This window comes from Candidatus Bathyarchaeota archaeon (assembly GCA_026014745.1).
Lineage (GTDB): Archaea > Thermoproteota > Bathyarchaeia > Bathyarchaeales > Bathycorpusculaceae > Bathycorpusculum.
The window spans coordinates 992,122-1,018,527 of sequence record JAOZHS010000001.1 but is presented as its reverse complement, the minus strand read 5'-3'; the positions used below and the strand labels follow the sequence as shown (position 1 = coordinate 1,018,527).

The following is a 26,406-nucleotide window of genomic DNA, read 5'->3' as shown; positions in this document are numbered from 1 at the left end:
GTTTTAGTAGCAGTTTTGCTAAACAAAAACTAACCCTTTCTTCTCCAAATAAACATACCAACCCCTAGCGCTAACGATACAAACAACATCACCAGCAAGATCCATACAGGAAATTCTGGCACAGCGCTAGCGGCTGAGAATTCGACCACCATGTCACCGGGCAATCCAGCGCCCACAGCCTCCTCGTAGGTAGAATGCTGAATTATGGTGACGACCTGAATGTCGCCATCTTGGGTGGTGGTATAATTGAGGGGTTGCCATTGACTGGGCACACTATCAGGTTTCGCCGTGTAGACTGCTAAATCCGAAAAGTTGCCCTCTAACCGCACGGTGTAGACACAGCTAGATTCGGGATGTTCGGGGGAGAGGTAGGTTATGATGTTTAGGTCATATAGGAAGAGGTAGCGGGTGCTGTTAACGACTTCTAAGGGATGCTCATAGTGGATTGTTAGCGTAAAGGTTTCGGGCAGGGTGAGGGGTACATATATCATCCACCAGTCGCCGATGGCGGTTTTATGTAACTCTGAGGGAAAGGCCTTTGTGTAGTTGCTCCAATCGACTTCTGCTCCGTCGAGATAGACGTGGATGTTAGTGGTGTTTGGCGGCATAGGATAAACCATCGGCATCGTCCCATCAAAGGTGCAGTCGGGACTGGTGTGGATGCTAATGGGGTATTCGCCGTCGATTTTTGCCCACAAGGCGCCGTCTATGGTTGTGATGGTGTAATTGACGTGCTCAAGGGGCATAGAAAACGGCAGCGTCGTACTGCTTGGGTTTGCGGATGTAGAACCGAAAAAGCCACCACTAAAAACTGATGCTGTCAGAAGCGTTAGAAGCAGAACCACGGAAACAGGTTGGTTCATGCATCTGGGTAGGATGTGTTGCCTTTTATTGTTTTGCCGATTCCGCCCAATATTATGCTGTGTGCCCCTTTTAGAGCAGCATGAAGAGGGATTTTACCTGTTGGATCCCATGCATCCCGCGGAGCCGATTTATCAAAGTTGCGATGCGGCTGTTGCTGCCTTGCGCTATGAAGATTTCGAGACAGTATTTTTCGCCAATGTGGCGGTGCACATTCTCAATAACAACGTCATCAAATTCGTGGCGTAATTCACTCATTTTTAGGTCGACGTCTTTGCGTTCGTAGTCGCAGGTGACCATGATGGTGGCGGCTACCTTTTCGGTTTGGATTTGGGCGAGTTCAGATTCAGCGAGCAAACCGCGAATGGCATCTCGGAAAGCTTCGGAGCGGCTGTAGTAGCCTTTGTTGTCTATGAAGGTTTGGAATTTGTGGAGTAACTCGGGGGGTAGGGTTATGCTGATTACGGTCATGTGTGATCAACCAATTTATTATTAACATATGTTGTTAGAGTTAATAGTGGATTAATATTTTGCTATGCCAAATTAGCATCAACTTAATATCCGCTTTTGCCCTTTGAAGCATGAAAAGCCATGACCACCTGCGAAGAAAAACCCCAAACAGAAACCCAAATAATAGGCGAAGAGGCAGAAAACCGAAGCTTACTCATAGGCTTCGCCGCATGGCTAATCGCCACCATAATCATAAGCGGCATCCTCGACCTCTTCTTCGCAGGCGTCCCCCTCGGCTTCACCCTACCCCTCCTCAACACACCTGCCACAGTCTCGCTAATTCTCTACTACATAGCCATCCTAACGGTAGCCATCTACATCGGCGTAGTAGGCATAAAAGAACTCGTCATAGAGAAACGCTTCAGCGTCGAATTCCTCATGGCCGTCGCGGGTCTAGGCGCGCTTTACCTCGATTACCGCTTCGAAGCCGCCACGGTGTTGTTCCTCTACTGTCTCGCAGAATATTTTGAGGGCTACATACAACTCCGCGCCAGACGCACCGTTGAGAAAATCAGCAAAGTTATCCCCGAACGCGCCCGCATCATAACCGCAGACGGAGAAAAAAGCGCCAACGTCAGCGACGTAGGCACGGGCGCGGTGATTTTGGTGCGACCCGGCGAACGTATCCCCCTTGACGGCAATGTCATCGAAGGCTTCTCCCATGTAGACCAAGCTTTGGTTACGGGTGAGTCGGTGCCAGTGCCCAAAAGAGTTAACGACTGCGTCTATGCGGGCACCCTCAACAGCACAGGCGTTTTACGTGTTGAAGTCACCAAGAAATCGACGGAGACGTTGGTTTCGCGGATTGTGCAGTTGGTGATTGAGTCGCAGAAACGCAAAGCCACCATTGAGCGGCTGGTAGATCGCTTTGCAAAGATTTACGTGCCCATCGTTATCGCCTTGGCGGTTTTTACTGCGGTGGCGATGCCGTATCTGGCGGGCGGCGACTTCCAAACATGGTTCTACCGCAGCCTTATCCTGCTCGTGGTTTCCTGCCCCAGCGCATTCATCATCTCGGTTCCCGCAACCATATTCATAGCCATAACCATCGCAGCCAAACGGGGCGTAATCATCAAAGGCGGCATCTTCATCGAAAAACTCGCACAGGTAAAACGGGTCGTATTTGACAAAACAGGCACCCTCACACTGGGACGCCAAGCCGTGCACGAAGTACGGCGAGTGGATATTTCCCGTGCAGAAAACGAAGCCCTAACCTACGCGGCTGCCCTTGACCAATACTCCAACCACCCCATTGCCCAAGCTATCGTGCGCCGAGCCGTAGAACGGGGCATAGATCTTAGCAAAGTCAAAGTCACCGACATCGTAGAAGTCCCCGGTAAAGGCATTGTGGGCATGGTTGAAGACAAACACGTAGCCATCGGCAACCTCGAATTCATGAAGGAGTTGGAATGCAACTGCAACGAGCCTTTCATGCTTGAAGAGGGAGATATGCATACGGCGGTTTGCATTTCGGTTGGGAAGCAGACTATGGCGGCGGTTTGCGTGATAGATGAAGTCCGAGAAGACGCCAAACGCTCAATACGCCTACTAAAGCATCAACACATCACAACCACCATGCTAACAGGCGACAAAGAAGCCATCGCCAAAGACACCGCCCAGTCAATAGGCATCGATGACGTACACGCCGACTTGTTCCCTGAAGATAAGCTGCAATGCATAGAGGACATGAAGGGTAAGGATGGGTTGGTGGCTATGGTGGGCGACGGAGTCAACGATGCACCCGCCTTAGCTGCGTCTGATGTGGGCATTGCCATGGGGGCGCGGGGAGTAGATGTTGCTTTAGAGTCAGCCGATGTGGTGCTGGTCAAAGATGAACTTGCCCAAATCCCCTATCTGCTCAGGCTAAGCCAAAAAACCATGGTCATCGCCAAACAAAACATCGCCGCGTCGCTGATCATCAAGTTTGTGTTGGGCGCTTTGGGCATGTTGGGGTTGACGCCGCTGTGGTTTACGGTGGCTTCAGGCGACGACGGCTTAACCATGCTCCTACTCCTAAACACCCTACGACTAGAAAAAATTAAGATGTGACCAAACTTTAGCTATCATATTCTTGCATGAAGCCAGAAGTTTGAATTAACAAGCATTTTGCCACGGAAACTTTAAGAGCTTAATCCCTCAGCATCTTTCTACCCAAGGACCGACCTCAATGAAATTCGGCATCATGACCCGTAACCCCGAAGCTTGGAGCAGCACGCAGGTCCGCGAAGCCCTAACCAAACGCGGCATCCCCTACGAATGCTTCACCTTCCCACGCCTCGTAGCGCGCATAGCCTACAGACCCTACTTTAAAGTTAACGGAACAAGCATAATCGACGACCTCGACGCGCTAATTATCCGCCCCATCGGACGCGGCAGCCTCGAAGAACTCGTTTTTCGCATGGATATGCTCTACAAGCTGGAACGCCAAGGCTTCTACATGGTCAACCCACCAACCGCAATTGAGCACTGCGTTGACAAATACGACATCCTTGCCCTGCTCGAAGACGTAGGCGTCCCAGTCCCCCGCACCCTCGCCACGGAAAGCGTGAATGAAGCCATCAAGGCATTCCATGAACTCGGCGGCGACGTAGTCGTCAAACCCATCTTTGGCAGCCGCGGACAAGGAGCCACACGCGTCAACGACATAGACATCGCCGACACCATCTTCAAAGCCATCACATTCCATCACGGCGTCATTTACATGCAAGAATTCGTTGAACACGGTCACAGCGACATACGCGCCTTCGTCTTAGGCAACCAAGTCATCGCATCCATGCGTCGCGTAGCCACAGGCTGGAAAACCAACTACAGCCAAGGAGCCCGCCCAGCGCCCGAGCAGATAAGTAAAGAATATGAAGAGATAGCCATCAAAGCCGCAAAGGCAGTGGGTTGCAAAGTTGCAGGTGTAGACATCTTGGAAGGACCAAATGGCCCACGAATTGTGGATGTGAATAGTCAACCCGGCTGGAAAGGGCTACAAGTCGTCTCTAAAGTTAACATTGGCGATGAACTCGTCAAGTTTGTGCTCTCAGAACTTAAGCGGTAGCCATCATCATGGTGTAGGGGTCGTCGGCTCGGTTGGGAAATGCCAAGTCCACGGCTTCCTTGACCAAGATTCTTTCTTCTTTGTTTGGGGTGAATTCTCCGATAAAACTGGCGCGTAACCCCAACTTTTCCAAGGTCGCCACTACGGCTGCTTTGGCTTCTGGCGCTACCGCCCCAAGTATGGTGCCCGTCGAAGACAACGCCAACACCTGCTCATCGCTGAGACTAAAATGCACCTTAAGCGCAGAAACCTCCACGGGCACAGGTATGTTTGTCCAAGTTAATCGTAACCCAACTTTGGATGCCCCAGCCAGTTCGTTGAGTGCCGATACGAACCCGCCCTCCGTGGCATCATGCATCGCATGAACCCCGCTTATTTTTGCGAGTTCAAGGGCTTCTTTAACGCAGCTCTGCATCCGAACCAACCCCGCAAACTCAGAGGAACGTTCTTTCCCAAAAAGCCGCTCTGCAACTTGAGTGTGGGTCAGAGCAAAGTTTGTGAGTGTCTCTAACCCCAAAGGCTTCGTGCACAAGATGAGGTCGCCGGGTTGGGCTCCACCAGAAGTTATTAGCCGCTTGGGTTCCACGGTGCCATATACAGTGCAGACGCCGAGGAGGTCTTTTAGGCTGTCATACATGCCCGTGTGACCCCTCACGATGGCAATATCGAGTTCGTCTGCGGCTTGGCAAGTCTGCTTCATCAGCATTTGAAATTTCTCGGGTGCTGTGGGGCGTGGTCCAAGCAGGGTTATGGTACAAAATTGGGGTTTGGCGCCCGAGAGGGCTACGTCTGAGGCGGCGTAGTTGATGAGTAACCAGCCGAACCACTCAGGGGGGACGCCTGTGCAGGGGTCTGTGGCTACCACAAGATATTGGTCGCCTATGCGATGCACCCCCGTATCGTAGCCTATCAGGGGCGGAATTATCACCCTTGGGTCGGGTTTGATGCATCCGAGCATTTTTTGGAGTTCTTCCGCGGACAGCTTGCCCATTTAGAGATAAACCTTCAGCGTTTTGCTTGCTTGTAAGAGCAAAATTACAAACACTGTAATAGCCAACTCGGGCAGCATATAGCTTCCGTTATAGACTGCAGAGTAAATGTAGGGGTTAACGTCTGGGGCATAGATGGGTGCCCAGTAGACGGCGCCTGAGATGAAGCTCATGACAAACCGCAGAGAGACGCCCACGGTTGCGCCAACTGCAGGGTGCCTTGGGGAGAAGCCAGCGAGTCCCAAAACGCCAAACGCTAAGGGATAATCGAGCAGCACCTGCACGGGGTCTATTGCGTAGGGCAGCATTGCGAATTGTATGCAGCCATAGATTAAGGCGGTGACTATGCCGACTTTGGGTCCTCTGCGCAGCGCCAACCAAATGATGGGCACCATGGAAGCCAAAGTGATGGAGCCACCCTGAGGCATCACGTAAACAACGATTGCGCTTAGCGCCGTCGCCAACGCGGTGAAGATAGCCATTTCAGCTAAAACTTTTGGGTTTTTAAAAGAGGTTTGATAATTATTTTTCTTATACGTAGAGTCTGGATTGTTTGTTTGCACTATGTGTTTCCCTCCGCCAGTATTACCTGGTTCAGGTTCATCGGGTCGACAGAAGGGACTGTCCTCTCAGCCGGGTCATTTCCCAGCTCCCCAAGAACTAAGATTGATTTAATGCAGGTTTGGAAGATATTAGTTTTACGATACCATTTAAAACCAATAATTAAGAGAAGCCTGTTTTTTCGTCTATCCAAACCGCCCACTTCGGCTTGTTAAACCCGTTGCGTTTTCCCACCCAGTATCCCAAAGCGGCGCCCAAGGCGGGAGCAACAACTACCATGAACACCCAGTACTCGGTAGTCCAGAAGTACCTAAGAAGCGGTCTTGCAAAGGTGCCCAGCACCAGCCCAACACCCAGAAAAGCCAAGGTAAAAGCCAGTATCGCTCCACCAAAAGGGTAAACGATGCGCATACGGCGTTTCATGCGGTCCGAGCCAAACGGCGGCGGATTAACCATTGACTTGTACCCAAAATACGACATCGGCAAAAATACGGCGCAAGCAATGCATGCCTGAACAAGCCTGAAAACGTCGATTAAACCCAGAAAGTAGACTACGACAAAGCTTGCCAGAAGCACAATTTGCCCCACAGCCAAAAGAGACCAGTAAATTTTTTGGGCTCGGCGTTTGCGTGCTAATTCAGCTTGGGGTGGGAAACTGTGCAGCACTGAAGAGGCGACTTTGCCTTTCTCACTTAGCCTGTACTGCCCGTCGCCGTTTTTCTCCACAAGGTCACCTAGTACTTTTAGATGGTAGTTTAGTAGCCCCGTACTGCCAGATTCGCTGGCTTCAAGTAGCTCCGTGTAGGAGACGGCACCTTTGGCTTGAAGGATGCCGATGATGGTTTGGCGATTTGGGTCTTTGAGGATTTTGTAGAGGTTTGATAGGTCGCTGCTCATGGGAGATGCTTTGTTGGTCATCAGATTTAGGGTTTTTTGACTGCGAAAATTGTCAATGCAAAAAAAGGCTTTTTTGGCAACATGGGCAGGGGACTGTACTGCGTGTTCAGCTTCTTCTCGGAGGCTTTGGCGGCGGCTGGTTAACCCAAAAGGGCAGATCAGCAAACAAACGCTACATCAAACAAACAGCCAAATGGCTTTTCTTTTGAATGGATAATAATTGTGGGATTATCAATTGCTGCCGCAATAACGGGGATAGTATGTTTTTAGGTTCTAACGGAGTCTTGTTAAAGCATTACGACCCTCGGGATAATGATGTGGTAATTTACGCCCAGTAATCCATAAATCATAAGGTTTTAGCGCTAAATTGAACATCGCTAATTATAGAGCGAGTATTTCTTAAATCAACCAAGATGTTAGCTGTTAATTCACTTATTGGATGTTTATCTATATTTGCAATAGCTGCGCTAACTGCATTTTTGAAGGCTTCATCGGCGCTTTTGCCTGCAACCACCTGCTGCATTCTAATCAGGTTAGAATCAACAATTATAGACCGAGAAACAATACTATTGATACGTTCTAGGTATTTTTCTGCCACTAATAACTTCTCTCTGGCGTGGTTGAGCTTCTCGAGGTTTTCTTTGTTAATCCAGACTAGGTCTAATCCCGCAGTTTTTGAGGTGGGAAAACGGGTCTTTATCATTGTCAAGGTGCTCTCAGCGATGCCTGTCTGTTTTACAAGCAGGGTTATTATTCCATGTTGTTTCCATCCATCAATCTGGCGCTCTTCAGAAGTTTTGCCCTCGCCCATTCTTTCCAAAGTCGAATAACCGCCCTTATCAATGAACTGTTTTAGTTTCCTCAAAGATGGCTTTTTGGTAACTTCAGCGATTTGTCCATCCATTAATATCCCTGTAGGTATTTTTTTTGAGCACTAATATGCTTTTACCCTCCGAAAAACCGCTTTCCTTTTTTGCGTGGGGTAATGTTTTTAGGTGCTATTTTCGTCTTGCTAAAGTCAAAACAGTAATAGCAGTAACAGTAATTAGGGATAATGATATTCATGCAGCCTTTGCCTAAAGAATACAATCACAACGAAATCGAAGCCAAATGGCAAGCCAAATGGGAAGAGATGGGCATCTACCACTACGACTGGAACGACAAAACCCGCCAGCCATTTAGCATCGACACGCCGCCTCCTTACCCCAGCGGCGAACTCCACATGGGCAACGTTTTGAACTGGACCTACTTTGACATGGTAGCCCGCTTCAAACGCATGCAAGGCTACAACGTGCTGTTCCCACAGGGCTGGGACTGCCACGGTTTAGGCATAGAAATCCAAGTTGAAAAAGCCAATAACATCCGCAAACGCGACCTGCCCTCCGACCAATTCCGCAACATGTGTATGGCTTTAGTCGAGAAGTATATTGCCATGATGAAAGATGGCATCCTCAAACTCGGCGCATCCATCGACTGGACAACAGAGTACAAAACGATGAACCCCGATTATTGGCGTCGCACACAGCTCAGTTTCATCCAACTTTACCAAAAAGGCTTCATGTACCAAGGCACGCACCCTGTGAACTGGTGCCCCCGAGACGAAACCGCCATAGCTGACGCTGAAGTTGACCACATCAAAAAAGAAGGTATGCTGCACTACATCAAATTCTACCTTGCAGGCAGCCAAGATTACCTCTTGATTGCCACTTCACGCCCCGAATTCATCCCTGCATGCGTCGCCGTCGAAGTTAACCCCAACGACGAACGCTACAGCAAATATGTGGGCAGAAAAATCTCTGTGCCCCTGATGAATCGGGAAGTCACCATTATAGCCGACGAAGCCGTTGACCCCAAGTTCGGCACGGGAGCGATGCAAATCTGCACCTACGGCGACAAAGAAGACGTCAAAACAGTCATAAAACACAAACTCCCAGTCATCCGCCTAATAACCCAGAACGGGCAAATCAGCGAAGCAGGCTGCAAATACGCGGGTCTCTACGTTAATCAAGCCCGAACAGCCATAGTTGAGGACCTCAAAGCGGCAGGGTTACTTGAGAAGAGTGACAAAATTCAGCATGAAGTCGGCGTCTGCGAACGATGCAAAACGCTCGTCGAAATCCTCGAGGTTAAGCAGTGGTTCATGAAAACCATGGAATTAACCGCCAAAGTTGAGGAAAACGCTAACGCCATACCCTGGTACCCAGATTACATGCGCAACCGCCTAATCGACTGGGCAAAAGCATTAGACTGGGACTGGGTGATTAGCCGACAAAGATTATTCGCCACTCCGATTCCGGTTTGGTACTGCAGGGGCTGCGGCGAAGTCATCGTCGCCAAATCCGAATGGGTTCCAATTGACCCCAAACTCGAAGGCCCCAGAATCGATGCATGCCCCAAATGCGGCGGCAAAGACTTCCGACCCGAACAAGACGTCATGGACACCTGGATGGATAGCTCAATAACCTGTGCCGTCCACGCTGGCTGGCCCGACCGACCCGACTGGCGCCACCTGTTCCCCGCAAGCATGCACCCCTCAGGCACCGACATCATCCGCACATGGGCATACTACCTCATGGTTCGCCACCTTGCGCTTTTCGATGAGCGCCCCTTCAACAGCGTACTCATAAACGGCATGGTGCTTGGCGCAGACGGCAGAAAAATGAGCAAATCACTCAAAAACTACGCCGCCGCACCCGAAACACTCAACAAAAACGGCGCCGACGCAGTACGCCAATGGGCAGCAGGCGGAGGAGCAACAGGCTCAGACATCCCCTACCGCGTCCAAGACGTCGAATACGGCAGACGTTTTCTGGTTAAGCTTTGGAATGCTTCGGGATTTGCAAGCAACCTGCTTGCTAACTATGACCCTAAAAGCACAGTCCAACCCGAGTATCAACTTCTCGACAGGTGGATTTTGAGCAAAACCGAAAACATCACCAAAAAAGTAACCGAATCCTTCGAGAAATGCCAATTCAACATCGCAGTGGAAGACATCCGCAACTTCACCTGGCACGTGTTCTGCGACTTCTATGTGGAAGCCGTCAAAGACCGCCTCTACCGCCCCGAAGCCTACGGAGAAGCCAACGCCGCAGCAGCACAACGCACCCTCTATGAGGTGCTCTACCGCATGCTTCAACTGTTGTCGCCTGTGGTGCCGCACATGACTGAGGAGATTTACCAGTACATGTACAAAGACGGCAAAGGCTACCCAAGTATCCAAGTCTCCGCTTGGCCCAAATACAACCCCGCACTAATCGACGAAGCAGCAGAACGGGACGGCGACTTAGTCACCGCCATCATGAGCGAAGTCCGCCGCGACAAAGCCGAAAAGAAACTCCCCCTAAACGCCCCCATCAAACAATTAACAATCTATGCCAAAGACGAAGCCACTGCCAAAGCTATCCAACCGGGCTGCGTAGACATTGCCGCGACGCTTAAAATCGAAAAAATCCAAGTGGTCGCTGAAAAAGCAGAAGGACGCCAAGTGGGGCAAAGCGAAGTTACCATAAAACCGGAGTATTGAGGCGAAAAACATGGTTAAAGTTGGTTTGATTGGTTGCGGCGCCATCGGCACCGTACTTGCACAAGCAATCGAGCGCAAGCTGGTTGTCTGTGATGAACTGGTCGTTTTTGACACCGACGCCGCGAGAGCCCAAAAACTCAAACGTGAACTGCAGTTCCGCGTTAAAATTGCCTCCAGTGTAGACGAGTTGCTGGCTGCTAAACCCAAAGTAGTTGTGGAAGCAGCGGGGCAGCAGGCGGTACGTGATTACTACGATAAACTAGTTGCATCCAACGCCCAAATAATCATCATGAGCACAGGCGCGTTGCTGGCGCTAAATGTTGACAGCCCCAACGTGCATTTCCCCGCAGGCGCAATCGGAGGCTTAGACGCCATCGCGGCGGCAGCCAACGCAGGCATCGACGAAATCACGCTGACCACACGCAAAAACCCCAAAGCACTAGGCAAAACCCTCACCGAAGAAGCCACAATCTATGAGGGATACGCAAAAGAAGCCGCACGCCAATTCCCAAAAGAAATGAACGTCGCAGCCACCCTCGCATTAACAGTTAAACCCGTCCAAGTAAAAGTTAAAGTCGTAGCCGACCCCAAAGTCACACGCAACACCCACGAAATCTATGTGAAATGGCGCTTCGGCGAAATGAACATGCGATTTGCTAACGACCCGCACCCTGACAACCCTCACACCAGCGCTCTTGCAGCATGGGCAGCCATAAGACTACTACAAACACTGCTGGACAAGTAAATCGATTCACATTTGTCGGTTAGTCAAGAAATCTTGACTTATTTTGGTCAAAACTTTTTTACGAATATGCTTTTAACATGCAACTAAGCTTTTGGATATTGGTAGAATAGCTATGGCTAAGTTAAAGAAGAATTTACTCCCCTGCGTTGTTGTATTCTTGATGGCGGTTTGCTCTTCTTTGCTTATGCCAAGTGCATCCGCACAACACATTCTCGGATATCCACGGGATACGGATATTGAAGAAAACTTCCAGTATATACTGCCACATTACACAGTCAACTACACTATCAAAACAACCGACGCGCCGTGGGATCCCATTTATCCTGATGCTGATGGTAAGGTTTACCAACTTTTTGTATATGGACCGCCCCCTTTTCCAATCGAAATTAACTATTACGACAAAGGTCAACAAAGTGCGGTTTTGACTATGGATTACGTCTCACTATCAATATCTTGTAAGAGTTATCCAACGAACATAACGATGAAACAAATAGGTAACGATCCGCCTCGTCCAACAAAGTCTCCAGTGCCTACGTTACCCCCCGGAAGATTCACGTATACTCTACCTGATCAATTGGTCCGTTATGATATTGTGAAAATTGGCTCTCCGCCCGCGGTTGATAGTGATTGTCAATATAATATTATGGTGTATGGGCCAAACGCTTTTGACATCCAAGTTTCTTTCAAGGAACAACCAGAATTTGGTGAGGAAAGAAGCAGAAGTACGGTCGTCCACGCTTGTGGGATTTCAACAACTATAATTTCTGCTAGCTATCCAACGGAGTTTGTGATGACGCAGCTAAGCAGCAGTACGACCCGAGATAGTCCAACAGCGTCCACTTCACCTGCCGTCTCTTCAACGCCTTTTACTGATACGCCTACAACGAAGGTACAAATTAGCAGTAGACCCCCCATTCAAAATTGGCCCATTATCATTTTGATAGCTATGGCGATTTTTGGAATCGGTCTAATGGTTGGTGTGGACATAATGCGACGAAGAGAGCTTAGCAACAAAACAGCCATGTAGCAGAGCATTTTAAATTACAGCAGTTTGAACCTTTTATTATTGCATCTATGCCCTTGGTTTTCAACACCAAGCGCACGGTTTCTCAAAATAAGAAAAATGGTCTCAATTACATTAAAGAGGAAAACATTTAGGTTTACTAAGGCTATGGCGACGGCGTCACTTCTGGATAGGCTGACAAGTTTTGAGAAAGCCACTTGACTATACAAGAGCGGGTGCGTCCACAGATATACCTATTAGTTAGCAGCCCCAAGTTTTTTCACTCTTTCGTGTTGGTTTTATGGAGTGTAAGCTGCAAGTTTTCAAACAAGAAACGGACAACAACTCATCACGGACATACCGCTTTGCAATTCTTGATTTAAGCCGATCCGAAAGTTATCCTACAAATTTTGTTTGCATGCTACCCGTAAAGGTATGCTTAGGGAAAAAGAAAATCGGAAATGTGTTTGAGGAGCTTTTTGGAGATAAAAGCGTAGATTTCGCTATAGAACTACTAAATGACGCATTAAAAAGCGAAAGAGATGCTGACGTCAGATCGGAGATAGAGCGAAGGCTAAAACTCATTGATCCCAACCAAAATAAACTTATCAGGTGTAGCGGATGCAAAAAAATGTTTCAGCCGCGACGGATAAGAAAGTACAGGCAAAACTTTTGCAATGATTGCCTCAAAGCAAAATATGGCTTAAGGCAACAATAATAGTTCATACCAAAAGATGCCTAACAAAAAGATGAAAACAAAAAGGAAGAAAATGAAGAATTAGGGATTTATTGGCGACTATCTGAGTCGTCGGTTTCTGTTGTGTCGGTGTTTTCGTCTTGAGCGGCCTGTTCTGTTTCCAGATGCGCCTGCGTAGGCGCTTCTAAAGGGTGGGCTTGAGTTTGAGACTCCTCTACAGTAACTGTGTCCATCATGGGTTGGATAAGTTGTTCGAGTGTGGTCTCTACTGGGGCATGCTCTGTTACTTCGAAGGCTTGAAGGGGAACTTCAACTGAGGGTTCTTCGATGATTTCTGCAGTTTCCTCAACTGGAACGAATTCTTCAACCTGAACTTCCTCGATTGCGGGAGCTTCAATTACTGGAGCTTCTTCAATGATTGGGGCAGCTTCAACTACTGGAACTTCTTCAACAACTGGAATTTCAACTGGGGCTTCCTCGATTGGCGCAACATCCTCAACAGGAACTTCAACAGTTGCTTCTTCAATTGGGACTTCAACTGAGGGTTCTTCGATTGGAGCTTCGATTGTTAAGGTTGGTTCGGTTGGTTCCTCAACGACTGGTTCAGCGATAACTGCTGGCTCTTCTAGTGAAATTTCTACTGCTGGTTCAGCAACGGGGACTTCGGTTTCTGCTGGAGCAATTGGGGCTTCTTCCACTGCTACAGGGGTCTCTTCGATGACTGGAGCTTCAACTGCGATTGCTTCCTCGATGGGTACTTCAACAACCGCTGCTTCGACGGGGGCAACTTCAATGGGAGCTTCAGCTATGGGAGTTTCCTCAATAACGGGTGCTGCTTCAACTACTGGAGGCGCTTCAATGACTGGGGCGACCTCAACTGGTGCAGTTTCAATTGGAGCTTCCTCAATGATTGGGGCAGCTTCAACTACTACAACCTCAACTTGAGGCTCAATGACTGGGGCTTCTATGGGTGCAACTTCCTCTACAGGGGCGGCTACTTCTACGGGGGCTGCAACTTCGGCTGGAGCTGCTTCAACTACTGGTTGCTCCACTGGAGCCTCGATTGGGGCTACTTCAATGGGAGTTTCGATTGGACACTCAATAGGGGTTTCAACAATTGGAGAAGACTCAACAGGTGGAGTTTCCAAAATTGGGGCTGGAATAGGCGCGGCTTCAACTGGAACTTCGGCTGCCGCTTGTTCTACAACAGGTTCCGCTGCTACGAGTGTTTCAGCAACGGTTGCGATTGGTTCAGGTGCAACTGGAGCGGGGATAGGCTGAGCGGAGGGAAAAATTTGCTCCACTGCTAGTTTTATGACGCCGAGTTCATTTTTGGTCGTATCAAGACTTGTTGTGAGGAGAGTGATTTCTCGTTGATAAATTTCCTCATCGATTTCTCCGACGACATGCTGGATTTCATAGTTAGCAAGGAGAGTTTCTAGAGTTTTTAGTTGGCCTTCTAGTTCGGCGGTTTTCAGCTGCATTTTTTCCGCAAGGTCTTGGCGTTGTTTTTCGATTTCTGCGATTGCCGCGGTTATGTCACCGGTGAATGAATCGCGGGTAGTTTGTGAAATTTTGCCAGTTTCGAAGAGGTGGTCGAGGGCTTGCTTCTTCTTCTTGGCGATTTCGTATTCTTCATTTAACCGTTTAAATGTATATTTCCATGAGATCACTTTAGGCACCGTAGGTGGGTACGGCGTGATGAGAGATAACGTTTGTTAACATGTACATATATCGGTAACTAATAAAATCGGTTTTTGGGGTAAAAAAATGGATATTTTACCGTCAAATTCCAGAGTATGCATTTGGGGTTATTGCATGGTTAGAGTGCAATATTTTGGAGTTTAGGGGCTGTTTTGTGAGGGGTTTATGTTAACTTGGGAATTGTTGGTGAGAGGTTATTTTGTTGTCTATGCCGCGGTTTCGGCGGTTTATCGGTTTGTCGGGATTTGAGATTTGTTCATATTTTTTCTGATTTGTTATAACATGTTTATTCTAATTCCGAATAAATTATATATATCTAAACATGAATAAACAGATAGCGAGTGTGCAAAACATGGTTGCGTTAACCATAAGCGTAAATGGAGAAAAATCCGAAGCCCGAATAATCAAAAAAATGCATGAACGCGTAATAAAAAGCTTCATGGACACCATCATAATGTCAGAACTCCAAAACGGCCCGCTAAGCGGCTACGACGTCATCAGCTACATCCACAACCGCTACGGCTGCCTCGTCAGCAGCGGCACAGTCTACAGCCTCCTCTACAGCCTCGAACGCAACGAACTCGTCGAAGGCATCTGGATCGAACGCAAACGCATCTACAAACTCACCCTAAAAGGCACCCAAACCATCGAAACCATACACAACAGCCAAGAAAAAATCAAAAGCTTGCTAAGCACGCTCCTTTAAGCTCAAACAAGAGCCGAACAGCATCACCTTTTTGCCCCTCGGAATCGAAACGCTAAAAAACCCCTGTGTATTTCTATGAGCCGCAACGAACAATGAGCGGGTCCGTAGCTCAGTCAGGCTAGAGCATCGGACTTTTAATCCGAGGGTCGCGGGTTCAACTCCCGTCGGACCCGCTGTTATTCACCACCCCACATACGTGCTAGAGAAATTTTGAGCAGTTACAGATTGTTTGCGCACCTTTTGAAAAGTATGCTTTGCCGTAGGTGCCCCTTTTATTGCATTTAATTGCTCAAATTCAAAACAAAAAAACTACCTCAAAGCTAGCCAAGGTTAAGGTAGCGTTGGAATAAGGCTTTAATGTCAGCTTTGGGGTAGGCACCGACTATTTTTTCAACGGCACGCCCTTTATGGAAGACTATTATTGTGGGTATGCTCATTACGCCGAAGCTGCGTGCAACCGCTTGGTTTTGGTCGACGTTCATCTTGGCGAATACTACTTTGCCTGCATATTCGGCTGCAAGTTGCTCGATTATTGGACCGACTGAGCGGCATGGACCGCACCAGGGAGCCCAAAAATCAACAACCATCAGCTCGTTTTTGCTGATAACCTCAGAGAAGCTGCTGTCATTTAGAACCAGAGGCTGATTTAGGGCGGGTGACCGGGTTTTTTCAGCGTTTTGAAGCATTGCTTCGATTTTTTTCTGTCGCATATGTTCTAATTCGTCTCCTTCAAACATTTTTTTACCCTCAATGTTGTTTTAGTTTTTCTCGCATTTTCCAGACGTTACAGTGCGGGGCGTGGTCGCAGTATTCTTCGGGGATGCCCCGGGGACATTCTATTTTTTTCTCCAAATATTGCACTTCCTATAGTATAGTAATGGGGGCCGGGTACAAATATATCTTGCGGTATTGCCAATACCAAACAATACCATTTATATGTTACAACAAACAATCACTACCCATGGAAAACATCAACCAACTCACAAGAAAAGGCGCCTCATGCACCGACCTCCTCACCTGCCTCTACAACCTAAAACCCGCCGACACAGAAATCCTCCTAGCCGTTGCAAAAAACCCCAACACAAACCTCGATCAAATCGCAAAAATAGTTCAAAAAGACCGAAGCTCCGTACACCGCTGCCTCTCCAAACTAGTAAGCATAAACATAGTAAACAAACAAACACAAACGCTCAAAGGCGGAGGATACTACCACACCTACACCATGCAAGACCCCCAAACAATCAAAAAACACGCCCAAGAACGCGTAAAAGAAATCACTGATAGCCTCCAAACACTCATCGACAACTTTGAATTGGACCTCCAAAAACACCTCAAATAACAATCCCAAACTGCTCAAGACAGAAAATTTTGGGCACTGAAGGTTTATCTATAAACCTTATATGCCATCGCTTGCACTCAGCTGACATGGCAGAACCAAAAAATGGGCGACCAATTTTCTTCCCCGAAAAACTAGTTATCTTAGGCAATCTTGCTCTTTTTATATGGATTGTTCTTGATACCGCCGCTTTTGCACTCTACGATCTAATCACAGGCGTTGTGTTTTTCATCTTGACGCTAATCTTGATTTATGGTGTACTGCATATACTCGGCTGTCTAAGACCATGTTATAATTGCATAAAATGCACTCACGGCATGGGACGATTGGCAGCGTTATACTTTGGCAGACGTATCTTTAAAGACTACAAATACAGCTACAAGCTCCCCACAGCAATATTCTTCACCCTCTACATCGGGGCTTTCCCAGCGGCATTCGCGCTATACGCCACCCTGCTAGATTTCAGTGTTGTCAAAGCTGCAGTTTTCGTAGCTCTGTTGGGGCTAACCCTCTTTAGTGCTACAACATGGCGAACAAAAAACAAAAAGTGACAGCTGAACCAAAAGCCCCATAATCAATACCAAACTATCATAGTGTTCTTATCATTCATCTTTGGGTTTTGCTGAAAATGCTTAGGCACCTTGGGTGACCAGAAATAAAAAAAGAGGGAGGAGCCGTTTTGCTCAGACACTGGTTTTTTTGAGCGCCCAAAGGGCAGCCACAAAAAAAGCCACGCCAAAAGCCAAAAGCCCCCCAAACGATATCCAAGGGAAGGGCTGATCCAGCACGGTTGCCCGCAGAACTTCACTGGCGTGCGTTAGAGGTAGAAGATACAGTATGGTTTTGGCGAAGTCTGGGAGTTGGTTTAGCGAGAAGAAGGTACCGCAAAGAAAAGTCATCGGCAGCATCACCACTGTGCTAAAAGTTGCCATGCCTTGATGTGAGTTTATGACTAAAGCTATGAGTACACCAAAAATTGCGAATACGAAGCATGAGAGCAGCAGCATCAAGAAGAAGGGCAAGTTGACTGCTAAGGTTGGGGCCAAGAATAAGCCGACGGCGAACACGGCAAGGCAGCTAATCATGCCTCGCAGTACTCCGATTAGGGATTTGCCTATGATGATGGATTCAAGGCTGACAGGGGACATTAAGAGTTCGTCGAAGCTTTTGTAGAAGAATCGGTCTACTTGGAGTTTTGAGGCGGCGCCGTTAAAGCTGATGGAGAAGGAGGTTAACGCGACGATGCCGGGGATGACAAACGCGAGGTAGCTTACGCCGTCGATGGTGATGTCGCGGCCTAAACCGTAGCCGAAAGCCACCAGATACAGCAGGGGCAAAACAAGGCTGGTTGCAATGGTGGATTTCCAGTGACGCCTCATGTTACGTAAGTCAACCCAAAGAACCGAGTAAACATCAGAAATAGACGTAACCACTATACATCCCCCACTTTTTCGCCTGTTTGCTCTAAAAACACATCTTCAAGGTTTGATTCGCGTATAATCACAGTTTTGGCTTCAGAAGGCAAACTTTGGACATAGTTGGTTGCGGCTTCACGGTCAGCAAAAAACTGGTAATGCGTCTGCTTGTTCACAAGAGTCTCAACAACCGTAGACCCTACTTTTTGGCGTAGCGCTAGTGGTTTGTCTACTGCGATTAGGCGGCCGTGATGCATGATGCCGACGCGGTTGCAGAGGACTTCGGCTTCTTCAATATAGTGGGTTGTCAAAAAGATTGTTGTGCCATCCTGGTTTAGGCGACGCACCAAATCCCATAGGCGGCGACGAGCCTGAGCATCCAAACCCACCGTGGGTTCGTCTAAAAACAGCAGCTTTGGCTCATGCAACAGACTACAAACGATAGCGGCTTTCTTCTTCATTCCACCTGAGAGGGTATCTACCATTTTGTCTGCGCAATCAGTTAATTCAACGTATTCAAGAAGGTCAGCAATGCGCCTTTTGCGAGTAGAAGAATCCAGATGGTGAATGCGCGCGTGGAACTCCATATTTTCGCGGACTGTTAAGTCGCGGTCTAGGCTTAGATGCTGCTGAACTACGCCGATTACTTTTTTGACTTTTTCAGGTTCCTGCTTCACGTCAAATCCGCCAACTGAAACAAACCCAGACGTCGCACGTGTAAGCGTCGTTAAGACACGGATGGTTGTTGTTTTTCCTGCGCCGTTGGGGCCTAGAAAACCAAAGATTTCTCCAGCCTTAACCTGCAAATCCAAATTGTTAATGGCTTTAGTGACGCCATAGTTTTTTGTTAAATTCTCGGTGTAGATAAAATCCATCGGGGACCTCCTAGTTGTCATGTTTTTTTAACGCCTCGGTTACTGCGTTTTTTGCTGCAACACCAATCAATTCACCCATCTTTGTGTGGCCTCCAGTGTGGCGGATTACGATATCTCGGTTTATGCCAGAAACAACAATCATACTGTCTGTTCCAGTGCCAGTGGCTTGGATTTGTGGAGAAACTGTGCTTCGGTAGTCGAGGTCTTGGAGCGCAGCGGTTTTAGCTTCGGTGGCGGTCATGATGGCACGTGCCATGGCGCCCCACGTTAGGGTAACGTTGGTTAAGAGAAGAATGTTTATGGTGCCAGATGCTGCTTGGAAGCTCTTATCGGTTTCCACCCAGCCGCCTACATCGACGCCCATTCGTAAAGCGTTGTTGCGTGCGCCAGCGGTTGCAATGACGCATATGTGGAAGTTATCGTAGGTTTGTTCGTCGACTGCAACTTTTTCCATGTCGACGCCGGTGCTTAGGAAGGTGATGTTTTTGCGGGGGATGCCTAAAATGGAGGGAAGTTGTCTCTGGAAGGTGGCGTATTTTCTTAGGGTCATTATTCTGTCTGAGAGAGGGGTAGGGACAAAGACGTTGCCGACGTTGTTGACGCGTTTGTAGCCGTCAAGGGTTGAGAGGACACGGCGGTTTTCTGCGAAGTGAACAAGGGTAGTGTTTAGTTCGATTCCTGTGTATCTGAGGTACACTATTTTTGCGTCTGCATCTTTTAGTTGCAGGTTTAGCTTGGTTTCTTTTATTGTTGAGTCATTCATTGTTTTTTCTCCTGTTATCGTTCATTGGCTCCTTCTAGCCAGCCCTCCACGTTTAGGTAGAGTTTTTGGAGTTCATTTTTGATGTTCTTAGGCGCCTGCCACATGCCACGGTTAATTGCTTCCAACAGCCTCTCCACCATGTTTTGAAGCGCGTGGGGATTCACGTCTTTTAGCCAGTCCTGCATGGCTTTATCTAAAACGTACTTTTGGGTTAACGCCTCATACATCCAGTCCTCCACCGCCTCAACGGTTGCGTCCCAACCGAAAACAAAATCCATAGTTCGAGACAAATCCGCCGCGCCCTGATAGCCATGGTTCTTCATGCTCTCTATGTATTTGGGGTTGAGGAGCCGCGAGCGGAAGACCTGACAGGTTTCCTCGGTGGTGCTGCGGATTTTAACGCGGTCAGGGTCGGAGCTGTCGCCGCAGTAGGAGCGGGGAGCGTTCCCGCCAAGCGTTTTTACAGCGTTTATCATGCCGCCATGCGCGTCGTACCAGTCGTCGCCGTCAAGGATGTCGTATTCGCGGCTGTCTTGGTTTTTGACTGTGAGGTTGATTTTGCTTAGGCGCCGCTCAAACTGTTTTGGCACTTGGAGCCCGTAGGTTTTTCGGGTGTAAGCGTAACTGCCCCAGTTCACGTAGATGTCGCTTAGGTCTTTTTGGTCCTTCCAGTTTTTGCTGTCGATGACTTCACTGACGCCGCAGCCGTAGGCGCCGGGGCGGTCGCCGAAAATTCTGTAGCTTGCTTCTTCGCGTGCTTTCTCGGCGGTTACGCCCTCGGCTACCCGTTCGGTGATTTCGGTTTCGATGTGTTTAGCTATAAAATTCTGTTCAGGCGGCTCTTTTAGCAAAGCAGCCAAAGCCACCGCGTCATCTATTAGGTGAACAATGTTTGGGAAGGTGTCGCGAAATAAGCCGCTCATGCGAACAGTTACGTCGATACGGGGACGCTTCAGAGCCTTTAGTGGAATGGCTTCGACTCCGACGACTCTGCCGCTGGAGGCTTCCCAGACGGGTCGCATGCCCATGAGGTAGAGGATTTCTGCTATGTCGTCGCCTTTGGTTTTCATGGTGTCGGTTGCCCAGATGACTATGCCTACGTTTTCGGGGTATTTGCCTTCCTCTTTGAGGTATCGGCGTATCATGTTGTCCGCTAAAGACATGCCGACCTGCCATGAAGCTGCGGTTGGTACGGTTCGAGGGTCTACAGAGTAAAAGTTTCTGCCAGTCGGCAAAATGTCAGCCATACCCCGAGTTATGGAACCCGAGGGGCCAGAAGGAACGTAACCTCCAGAAGCAGAGGAGAAAGTGTAGGTTAATTCGTCGGAGGTTTTTGCTAATGCGGGAGCTAGAAAGCGGCTGATATAGCTGAGACAACTGTAGACTTTGAAGTTGCTGGTGCCAAGCACTTCGGTTATTGTTGGCAGAATTGCGGCTTCGTCAAAGTTGGCTGCGTGGAAGCGTGTTACGAGTTTTAGGGAAATCGCGTTGAGTTCTTTGAGGCGGTCGCCGTTGGTTTTGCCATCAGCGTTTAGTTTACCACGGCGGGCGAGGAGGTCTTCGTAGTCGTAGCCTTTGAATTCGGCGAGGGATTGACGAAGCGACGGAACTGCTCCGTTGCTTAGGCGGGTTAAGGTTACTATGAATTCGTCAAGCCGCAAATCCGTCGGCGCCTCACCCATAATGTGTAGGCCGTCGCGAATCTGCGCATCCGACAACTCATTAATGTAAGCATGCAACCGCTCCAAAAAGTCATCAAAAGCTGCAAAAGCAACGTCCTGTGTAACTTCGAGGTCGATGTCGAGTTTGGCTTCTAAAACGTCTTGCCAAATCAGCTTCTGCAGAACAGGCAGTTTATCGGGGTCGGTGGTTTTGGAGCGGTAGTATTCTTGGAGTTGCACCTCCAACTTTGCTAGTTCTTCGTAGGAGTCAGCGTTATGCATGGCTGGGACGAGGTGTTCGATGATGCAGCAGTAACTGCGCCGTTTTGCCTGTGTGCCCTCGCCGGGGTTGGTTATTACATAGGGGTAGATGTTGGGTAAATCAGATATGGCGATGTCTGGTTGGCAGGAAGCAGATAACCCGACGGATTTGCCGGGTAACCATTCGAGGCTGCCGTGAGTGCCAAGGTGAAGGATTACGTCTGCTTTGAATACGTCACGTATCCAGCGGTAGTAGGCGTGGTAGTGGTGGGGCATGGAGAGGTCAGGGCTGTGATAGATGCTGGAGGGCATCTCGATGTAGCCTCTGGGCGGCTGCAACCCAATGAAAATGTTGCCGTTTTTTATCCCCGCCACTACCAATTTGCCGCCGTAACAGAACAGTTTACCCGGAGCAGCCCCCCAGTCAGCAGAAATTTTATCCGCCACATCTAGCGGCAACTCCTCAAACCATTCGCGGTATTGTTTGGCGTCGATTTTGTCTAGGGCGCGTTCGTAGAGTTCTTTGGGGCTTGCCCAGCGGCGGTCATTGGTTAACCCAGAAACGATTGTGTCCATGAGTTTTTTGCTGCTCTCAGGCAACTCATCCAAGCGGTAGCCTAACTCTTTAAAGCCACGCAGAATATTCATCACCGAAGCAGACGAGTCCAACCCAAAAGCGTGCCCAATTGTATCGTTGCGCGGGGGATAATTGTGAAAGATTATGGCAACTTTCTTTTCACTATTCTTGAGGCAGCGAAGGTTACCCCATTTTATGCTTAGGCGGACCAGTTTTTTGATGCGCTCTTCAATGGGTTCAAACATGATTAGCCGAGTGCCTGTTGAAGGGACGGTTTGGGAGAAGTCCATGGCGGCTATGGGCACCGTGATGAGGGTGCCGTCGAATTCTGGCATCGCGATGTTTGCGGGGATGTCGAGGATGTTTAGGCCCTGCAGGGTGTCGCGCCATTCTTGGTAGGTGTTGCAGGTGGTGATAGCTTTGATTATGGTTACGTTGAGTTTTTTGAGTGCCTCCGATGGGTCCGCGCCCGAAAGACAAGACGTGAACGAAAAGGACATGGCGCTTATGACTACATCGACTGTGGGTTTATTGTCTGAGAGGAAGTAATGGTCGATGACCCATTCTAAACCATTAATGCCAAGCGCCTCGTTTTTTGAGCCACTAAAGAACACGGGCAAAACGTTGGCGCCTTGCAGTTCAAGTTCACGGATTATGCAATCGATATATCCAGTGTTTGCGCCCTGCCAGTGACCCTGATGGAACCAGATTCCAACGGTGGGTCGGTTGGGCTGGATTTTCTTTTCGCGGTACTCTTCTAGGGTTGGGATGTAGTCGAAGTCGGGGTGGTAGATGCCTTCCCAGTCAGGCTTAATCGGGGGGGCTGCATCGTAGGTTGCGCCGACAAAGCGGTTGGCGAGGTATTGTAGGAGGTTTTCGAAGTTCTTTTTTCCGCCGTAGTTGAGGTAATAGGAGATTTTTTGTTTATCCTCGGCGGCTACTGTGGAAAATGCGGTAAGGTCTTTGTTGCCCACAAACATCGTGGCTGCAACCAAAACTGGTACCTGCGCCGCTTTGAGTTCAGCGAGCAACCGTTCTAACTCGGGCAAGTCACCCATCAAATGCACAAGAACTATGTGAGACCGTTTTGAAAAAGCGATAAAATCGTCGAGGGCGCCGAAGTCTCGGAAGTCTCCGCCTGTGCGCAGATGCAGCTCTACGGAGTTGGGGGTTTTTTGGTTTAGGGTCTTAGCTGCGGATATGGCGGGTATGGCATCCATGGGGATGGTGGTTACGAAGGCTACTTTTAGGTGTGCCATTAGTGTCCAACCTGTTGATGTTTCTCCTCAAGAAAAGGCGACACTTTTGCTGCAAAATCGTATTCATCGACCAGCGGTGTTACTTGGGGTTTGCCAGTGAATGAGGTGGAAACGTGGGCTTTTATGCCATAGACTGCTTCAACGTTTTCTTTGGTCAGAACCTCTTCAGGCGAACCTAACGCGTATATTTTGCCTTGTTTGAGCATGAGCATGCGGTCAGAGAATCGGCTGGCTAAATTGAGGTCATGCATGGTGACGATTACTGAGCGTTCTTTGCTGTGGGCTAAGCCTTTGAGCATGCAGAGAATTTCAAGTTGATGTTTAATGTCGAGGGAACTGGTTGGCTCATCAAGAAGCAGAAGCTGCGGCTGCTGGGCTAATGCGCGGGCAATGATGACTTTTTGTTGCTCGCCGCCGCTTAGTTCAGTGAAGTGACGCATGGCTAAATGGCTAATTCCTAAGAACTCCATGGTGTGTACAACTATGTCATTGTCGCGTTCGCCTATGCTCCAGTGTATGTAGGGTTTTCTTCCCATCATCACAATGTCAAAGGCAGTGAAGGGAAATGCGCTAGTCGTGGTCTGGGGAACAAAACCCATCATTTTGCATAATTCTTTGAGTTCAAACTTGTTGGTGTCCAAATCATCGATGAGTATCGAGTGTTGTTTGGTTTTCAGGATGCCATTGATGCATTTGAGCAAGGTGCTTTTGCCAGAGCCGTTAGGGCCAACTATGCTTAGCATTTCACCTAACTCAACGCATAATTCGATGTCTTTTAGGATATTGATTGGACCATAACTAAACGATAGATTGTTTATAGTCAGTTTCAAACGAAACTACGCCTCCTTTTTCTTATCAAAAGATAAATGAAGAATGGAACTCCCAACAGGGAGGTAACGATGCCCACAGGCAATTCAGCAGGCATAATAATCAAGCGACCCACCGTGTCGGCGCAAAGCAGCATCAATGAACCAAGCACGATGCTGCAGGGGATAAGGTAGCGGTGGTCGTTGCCGATTAGCATACGCGCTATGTGGGGCGCGATTAAATCAACAAAACCGATGATGCCAGTGAAGGCGATGATAGCTGCGGTTGCAACGGTTTCTAAAACCATGTTTATCGCTAAAGTTCGCTTGGAGTTTACGCCGAGGCTTACAGCGACTTCTTCACCCATGCTCATGATGTTGATGTTCCAAGATTGGAAAATCATCACAATTATTGCAACCGCAACTATAGGTGCACAGACAAGAATGCTTTCCCAGTTCGCATTATAGAGACCACCCATAAGCCAAAAAGTGATGGCTTGTATGGCGTTTTGTTTGGGCGAAATATACTGAACAAGAGAAAGGAGCGCCGAAAAAAGGAACCCAACAGCGACTCCTGCTAAGATCACGGTTTCGGTGCTCATGCCGCGTACTCGTGCGATAAGGTAAACTATGACCATGGCAAGTAAACAAAAAATGAAGGCGTTACCGATTACAAGGTATTGTCCATAGAAGCCGACAAGGCTAAATCCGAAGACTATTGCTAATGCTGCGCCGAAACCTGCAGCGGAAGAAATCCCCAAAATATAGGAAGACACCAAGGGGTTGCGTAGGATACCCTGCATTGTAGCGCCTGCAGCTGCTAGTCCTGCCCCGGCAATTATTGCTAAAATTATTCGGGGTAATCGTATGGACCAGATGATTGTTTGTTCAAGGTCTGTTCCAGGATTGATATTGAGGAAAGGAAGCGCTTTTGAGAAGATGACCTGCACTGCTGAACCAAAACTGGGGGAGGCAGCGCCTAAACTAATTGAAAATAAGGCGGTTATTATTAAAATAACAAAAAGAGAGAAAATGACAATGAGTTTTTTTCTTTTGCCTGTATTGTAGAGTTCTTTAACGTCCGCGGCTGTGGTTATGGTCATGGATAGGCAAACGTCCCGTTTATGTCAGTTCCGAAGAATTTTTGGTTAAGCTCGGCATTGATGGCAGAGGGGTCTAAGTCGGTGAAGAGGTCTGGCTGTATCCATTTGGCCCAATAAACGTAGCCAACTACGCTTCGGGCACCGTTTCTGGCGCAGAAGTCACAGATGTAAACGTGACCCTCCTTGACTGCGTTGGTGCCTTTAGTGGCTGTTCGGCTCATTATGTCGTTTAGTGCTGCTTTGAAGTCCGCTAAGTCGTTTGTTGGGCTGCTGATCATTTCGATGATTACGTCGGGGTTTTGTTCAACAACAAATTCGGGGTTTAGAGTGGGGGAGTAGATGGATTGGTTTTCAGCTATGTTGACCCCCCCTGATTGGTAGATAGATGCTGTTACGAAGGTTTGGTAGGGGTAAGAATAGAATTCCATGAAGACTTTGGCTCTTTGGTCAGGCTCTAGGTTGTATATGCGGTCTTTAACGATCTGGTTGTAGTTCTGCGCCCAAGCCACGTAAGCATCGACGTTTTCTTGGTGACCAACAATCTTGGTGAAGTTCTGCATTAAGCCACATGTTGTATCTATCTGCGTGGGTAATGCGTAGAGTTCATCTTTAGTCATGTTTGAGGGGTTGACGGGTTCAGGAGTTGTGGTGTCAACGATGTAAACGGGGATACCGGCATCTAGAATTTGCTGGTATACTGTGGGGTTATATGGCAACATTGAACTTGCAAATATTACATCAGGGTCCGCCGCGATTAGTCCCTCAACGTTGGGGGCATAGTCGTTTTCGCCATAAGAGGTAACGTTTAGCAATGAGGGCGGCATTGTGCAACTGTCCGTTCGAGCAACGATTAAATCTTCGACGCCCATGGCGCATAAGACTTCAGCTACGCTCTGGTCAAGGGCAGCAATGCGGGTCACAGGAAGCGAAATATTCATGGTGTTTCCTGCGCCGTCAGTGACGGTCACGCTATTTGCCGAGGGGTTAGAATTGGATGGAGACGCATAGTAGGCGTTGTAAACACCATAAACTGAGGCAATAAGCACTATGCAGATGATGGCAACGGTTGCGATTATGGTTGTTTTTTTCATTTTTTTCACCTCCCGCC

The 26,406-nt window shown here is 48.5% G+C and carries 23 protein-coding genes, 1 tRNA gene and 1 riboswitch; of the genes, 9 read left to right on the top strand and 15 right to left on the bottom strand.

All coding sequences use genetic code 11. The annotated features are described in order from the left end of the window. Positions 1 to 29: 29 nt before the first annotated feature. Positions 30 to 863 (bottom strand): hypothetical protein, encoded by an 834-nt coding sequence (locus NWE92_05420; protein ID MCW4029069.1) that lies wholly within the window; start codon positions 861 to 863, stop codon positions 30 to 32. 70 nt (positions 864 to 933) lie between these two features. After that, positions 934 to 1,332: a CopG family ribbon-helix-helix protein gene (locus NWE92_05415; protein ID MCW4029068.1), complete on the bottom strand. Its 399-nt coding sequence runs from the start codon at positions 1,330 to 1,332 to the stop codon at positions 934 to 936. A 120-nt stretch (positions 1,333 to 1,452) separates the two neighbouring features. Here NWE92_05415 and NWE92_05410 point away from each other — a divergent pair, with 120 nt between their 5' ends. Together NWE92_05410 and NWE92_05405 are read left to right on the top strand one after the other, a co-directional pair. Continuing rightward, on the top strand, positions 1,453 to 3,420 hold the full coding sequence (locus tag NWE92_05410) for a cation-translocating P-type ATPase (protein ID MCW4029067.1): 1,968 nt from the start codon (positions 1,453 to 1,455) through the stop codon (positions 3,418 to 3,420). 118 nt (positions 3,421 to 3,538) lie between these two features. Then, positions 3,539 to 4,417 (top strand): RimK family alpha-L-glutamate ligase, encoded by an 879-nt coding sequence (locus tag NWE92_05405; protein MCW4029066.1) that lies wholly within the window; start codon positions 3,539 to 3,541, stop codon positions 4,415 to 4,417. Here NWE92_05405 and NWE92_05400 read toward each other — a convergent pair. From NWE92_05400 to NWE92_05385, 4 genes are all read right to left on the bottom strand, one after another. Further along, entirely contained in the window at positions 4,407 to 5,408 is a 1,002-nt protein-coding gene (locus NWE92_05400) for an AIR synthase-related protein (GenBank protein MCW4029065.1), read from the bottom strand. The genes NWE92_05405 and NWE92_05400 overlap by 11 nt on opposite strands. Beyond that, positions 5,409 to 5,888: an energy-coupled thiamine transporter ThiT gene (gene thiT / locus NWE92_05395; GenBank protein MCW4029064.1), complete on the bottom strand. Its 480-nt coding sequence runs from the start codon at positions 5,886 to 5,888 to the stop codon at positions 5,409 to 5,411. Between the two features lie 72 nt (positions 5,889 to 5,960). Further along, positions 5,961 to 6,072: riboswitch (TPP riboswitch) on the bottom strand. Between the two features lie 57 nt (positions 6,073 to 6,129). Then, on the bottom strand, positions 6,130 to 7,029 hold the full coding sequence (locus NWE92_05390) for an ArsR family transcriptional regulator (GenBank protein MCW4029063.1): 900 nt from the start codon (positions 7,027 to 7,029) through the stop codon (positions 6,130 to 6,132). A gap of 181 nt (positions 7,030 to 7,210) precedes the next feature. Further along, the gene (locus NWE92_05385) at positions 7,211 to 7,768 is read right to left on the bottom strand and encodes a hypothetical protein (GenBank protein MCW4029062.1); all 558 of its coding nucleotides are present in this window, start codon (positions 7,766 to 7,768) and stop codon (positions 7,211 to 7,213) included. Between the two features lie 150 nt (positions 7,769 to 7,918). On the opposite strand from NWE92_05385, the gene NWE92_05380 reads away from it, so the two are divergent. From NWE92_05380 to NWE92_05370, 3 genes are all read left to right on the top strand, one after another. Further along, entirely contained in the window at positions 7,919 to 10,387 is a 2,469-nt protein-coding gene (locus tag NWE92_05380) for a valine--tRNA ligase (protein MCW4029061.1), read from the top strand. 10 nt (positions 10,388 to 10,397) lie between these two features. Beyond that, positions 10,398 to 11,132 (top strand): aspartate dehydrogenase, encoded by a 735-nt coding sequence (nadX, locus tag NWE92_05375; protein ID MCW4029060.1) that lies wholly within the window; start codon positions 10,398 to 10,400, stop codon positions 11,130 to 11,132. Between the two features lie 160 nt (positions 11,133 to 11,292). Then, positions 11,293 to 12,159, top strand: a complete 867-nt coding sequence (locus NWE92_05370; protein ID MCW4029059.1) for a hypothetical protein — start codon at positions 11,293 to 11,295, stop codon at positions 12,157 to 12,159. A gap of 762 nt (positions 12,160 to 12,921) precedes the next feature. Here the strand turns inward: NWE92_05370 and NWE92_05365 are convergent. Next, a complete protein-coding gene (locus NWE92_05365) occupies positions 12,922 to 14,514 on the bottom strand; it encodes a CdvA-like protein (protein MCW4029058.1) in 1,593 nt (530 codons plus the stop codon). Positions 14,515 to 14,858: 344 nt separating this feature from the next. Here NWE92_05365 and NWE92_05360 point away from each other — a divergent pair, with 344 nt between their 5' ends. Together NWE92_05360 and NWE92_05355 are read left to right on the top strand one after the other, a co-directional pair. Continuing rightward, a complete protein-coding gene (locus NWE92_05360; GenBank protein ID MCW4029057.1) occupies positions 14,859 to 15,242 on the top strand; it encodes a PadR family transcriptional regulator in 384 nt (127 codons plus the stop codon). Positions 15,243 to 15,340: 98 nt separating this feature from the next. Then, positions 15,341 to 15,415 (top strand) — tRNA-Lys (locus NWE92_05355). 147 nt (positions 15,416 to 15,562) lie between these two features. Here the strand turns inward: NWE92_05355 and trxA are convergent. Further along, the gene (gene trxA, locus NWE92_05350) at positions 15,563 to 15,979 is read right to left on the bottom strand and encodes a thioredoxin (GenBank protein ID MCW4029056.1); all 417 of its coding nucleotides are present in this window, start codon (positions 15,977 to 15,979) and stop codon (positions 15,563 to 15,565) included. 224 nt (positions 15,980 to 16,203) lie between these two features. Here trxA and NWE92_05345 point away from each other — a divergent pair, with 224 nt between their 5' ends. Both NWE92_05345 and NWE92_05340 read left to right on the top strand, forming a co-directional pair. Continuing rightward, positions 16,204 to 16,581, top strand: coding sequence for a winged helix-turn-helix transcriptional regulator (locus NWE92_05345; GenBank protein MCW4029055.1), 378 nt, complete (start codon positions 16,204 to 16,206; stop codon positions 16,579 to 16,581). 86 nt (positions 16,582 to 16,667) lie between these two features. Beyond that, on the top strand, positions 16,668 to 17,129 hold the full coding sequence (locus NWE92_05340; GenBank protein ID MCW4029054.1) for a hypothetical protein: 462 nt from the start codon (positions 16,668 to 16,670) through the stop codon (positions 17,127 to 17,129). Between the two features lie 132 nt (positions 17,130 to 17,261). Here the strand turns inward: NWE92_05340 and NWE92_05335 are convergent, their stop codons facing one another. The 7 genes from NWE92_05335 to NWE92_05305 are packed head-to-tail and all read right to left on the bottom strand — an operon-like array spanning position 17,262 to position 26,389. Continuing rightward, positions 17,262 to 18,011, bottom strand: coding sequence for an ABC transporter permease (locus NWE92_05335; protein MCW4029053.1), 750 nt, complete (start codon positions 18,009 to 18,011; stop codon positions 17,262 to 17,264). Then, positions 18,011 to 18,868, bottom strand: coding sequence for an ABC transporter ATP-binding protein (locus tag NWE92_05330; GenBank protein MCW4029052.1), 858 nt, complete (start codon positions 18,866 to 18,868; stop codon positions 18,011 to 18,013). Before NWE92_05330 ends, NWE92_05335 begins: the two co-directional genes overlap by 1 nt. A gap of 10 nt (positions 18,869 to 18,878) precedes the next feature. Continuing rightward, entirely contained in the window at positions 18,879 to 19,631 is a 753-nt protein-coding gene (locus NWE92_05325; GenBank protein ID MCW4029051.1) for an adenosylcobinamide amidohydrolase, read from the bottom strand. A gap of 14 nt (positions 19,632 to 19,645) precedes the next feature. Further along, a complete protein-coding gene (gene cobN / locus NWE92_05320; protein ID MCW4029050.1) occupies positions 19,646 to 23,389 on the bottom strand; it encodes a cobaltochelatase subunit CobN in 3,744 nt (1,247 codons plus the stop codon). Continuing rightward, entirely contained in the window at positions 23,389 to 24,219 is an 831-nt protein-coding gene (locus NWE92_05315; GenBank protein MCW4029049.1) for an ABC transporter ATP-binding protein, read from the bottom strand. Before NWE92_05315 ends, cobN begins: the two co-directional genes overlap by 1 nt. Further along, a complete protein-coding gene (locus NWE92_05310; protein MCW4029048.1) occupies positions 24,216 to 25,298 on the bottom strand; it encodes an iron ABC transporter permease in 1,083 nt (360 codons plus the stop codon). Before NWE92_05310 ends, NWE92_05315 begins: the two co-directional genes overlap by 4 nt. Beyond that, positions 25,295 to 26,389, bottom strand: coding sequence for an ABC transporter substrate-binding protein (locus NWE92_05305; protein MCW4029047.1), 1,095 nt, complete (start codon positions 26,387 to 26,389; stop codon positions 25,295 to 25,297). Before NWE92_05305 ends, NWE92_05310 begins: the two co-directional genes overlap by 4 nt. Positions 26,390 to 26,406 lie beyond the last annotated feature (17 nt).

What these genes read in the sequence shown, in the direction of transcription:
- NWE92_05400 (MCW4029065.1), bottom strand. Translation starts at nt 5,408, where the DNA reads ATGGGCAAGCTGTCCGCGGAAGAACTCCAAAAAATGCTCGGATGCATC.
- thiT (MCW4029064.1), bottom strand. Translation starts at nt 5,888, where the DNA reads ATGGCTATCTTCACCGCGTTGGCGACGGCGCTAAGCGCAATCGTTGTT.
- NWE92_05360 (MCW4029057.1), top strand. Translation starts at nt 14,859, where the DNA reads ATGAATAAACAGATAGCGAGTGTGCAAAACATGGTTGCGTTAACCATA.
- NWE92_05380 (MCW4029061.1), top strand. Translation starts at nt 7,919, where the DNA reads ATGATATTCATGCAGCCTTTGCCTAAAGAATACAATCACAACGAAATC.
- NWE92_05340 (MCW4029054.1), top strand. Translation starts at nt 16,668, where the DNA reads ATGGCAGAACCAAAAAATGGGCGACCAATTTTCTTCCCCGAAAAACTA.
- NWE92_05310 (MCW4029048.1), bottom strand. Translation starts at nt 25,298, where the DNA reads ATGACCATAACCACAGCCGCGGACGTTAAAGAACTCTACAATACAGGC.
- NWE92_05370 (MCW4029059.1), top strand. Translation starts at nt 11,293, where the DNA reads ATGGCGGTTTGCTCTTCTTTGCTTATGCCAAGTGCATCCGCACAACAC.
- NWE92_05420 (MCW4029069.1), bottom strand. Translation starts at nt 863, where the DNA reads ATGAACCAACCTGTTTCCGTGGTTCTGCTTCTAACGCTTCTGACAGCA.
- NWE92_05345 (MCW4029055.1), top strand. Translation starts at nt 16,204, where the DNA reads ATGGAAAACATCAACCAACTCACAAGAAAAGGCGCCTCATGCACCGAC.
- NWE92_05305 (MCW4029047.1), bottom strand. Translation starts at nt 26,389, where the DNA reads ATGAAAAAAACAACCATAATCGCAACCGTTGCCATCATCTGCATAGTG.
- trxA (MCW4029056.1), bottom strand. Translation starts at nt 15,979, where the DNA reads ATGTTTGAAGGAGACGAATTAGAACATATGCGACAGAAAAAAATCGAA.
- NWE92_05415 (MCW4029068.1), bottom strand. Translation starts at nt 1,332, where the DNA reads ATGACCGTAATCAGCATAACCCTACCCCCCGAGTTACTCCACAAATTC.
- NWE92_05385 (MCW4029062.1), bottom strand. Translation starts at nt 7,768, where the DNA reads ATGGATGGACAAATCGCTGAAGTTACCAAAAAGCCATCTTTGAGGAAA.
- NWE92_05410 (MCW4029067.1), top strand. Translation starts at nt 1,453, where the DNA reads ATGACCACCTGCGAAGAAAAACCCCAAACAGAAACCCAAATAATAGGC.
- nadX (MCW4029060.1), top strand. Translation starts at nt 10,398, where the DNA reads ATGGTTAAAGTTGGTTTGATTGGTTGCGGCGCCATCGGCACCGTACTT.
- NWE92_05330 (MCW4029052.1), bottom strand. Translation starts at nt 18,868, where the DNA reads ATGGATTTTATCTACACCGAGAATTTAACAAAAAACTATGGCGTCACT.
- NWE92_05405 (MCW4029066.1), top strand. Translation starts at nt 3,539, where the DNA reads ATGAAATTCGGCATCATGACCCGTAACCCCGAAGCTTGGAGCAGCACG.
- NWE92_05325 (MCW4029051.1), bottom strand. Translation starts at nt 19,631, where the DNA reads ATGAATGACTCAACAATAAAAGAAACCAAGCTAAACCTGCAACTAAAA.
- cobN (MCW4029050.1), bottom strand. Translation starts at nt 23,389, where the DNA reads ATGGCACACCTAAAAGTAGCCTTCGTAACCACCATCCCCATGGATGCC.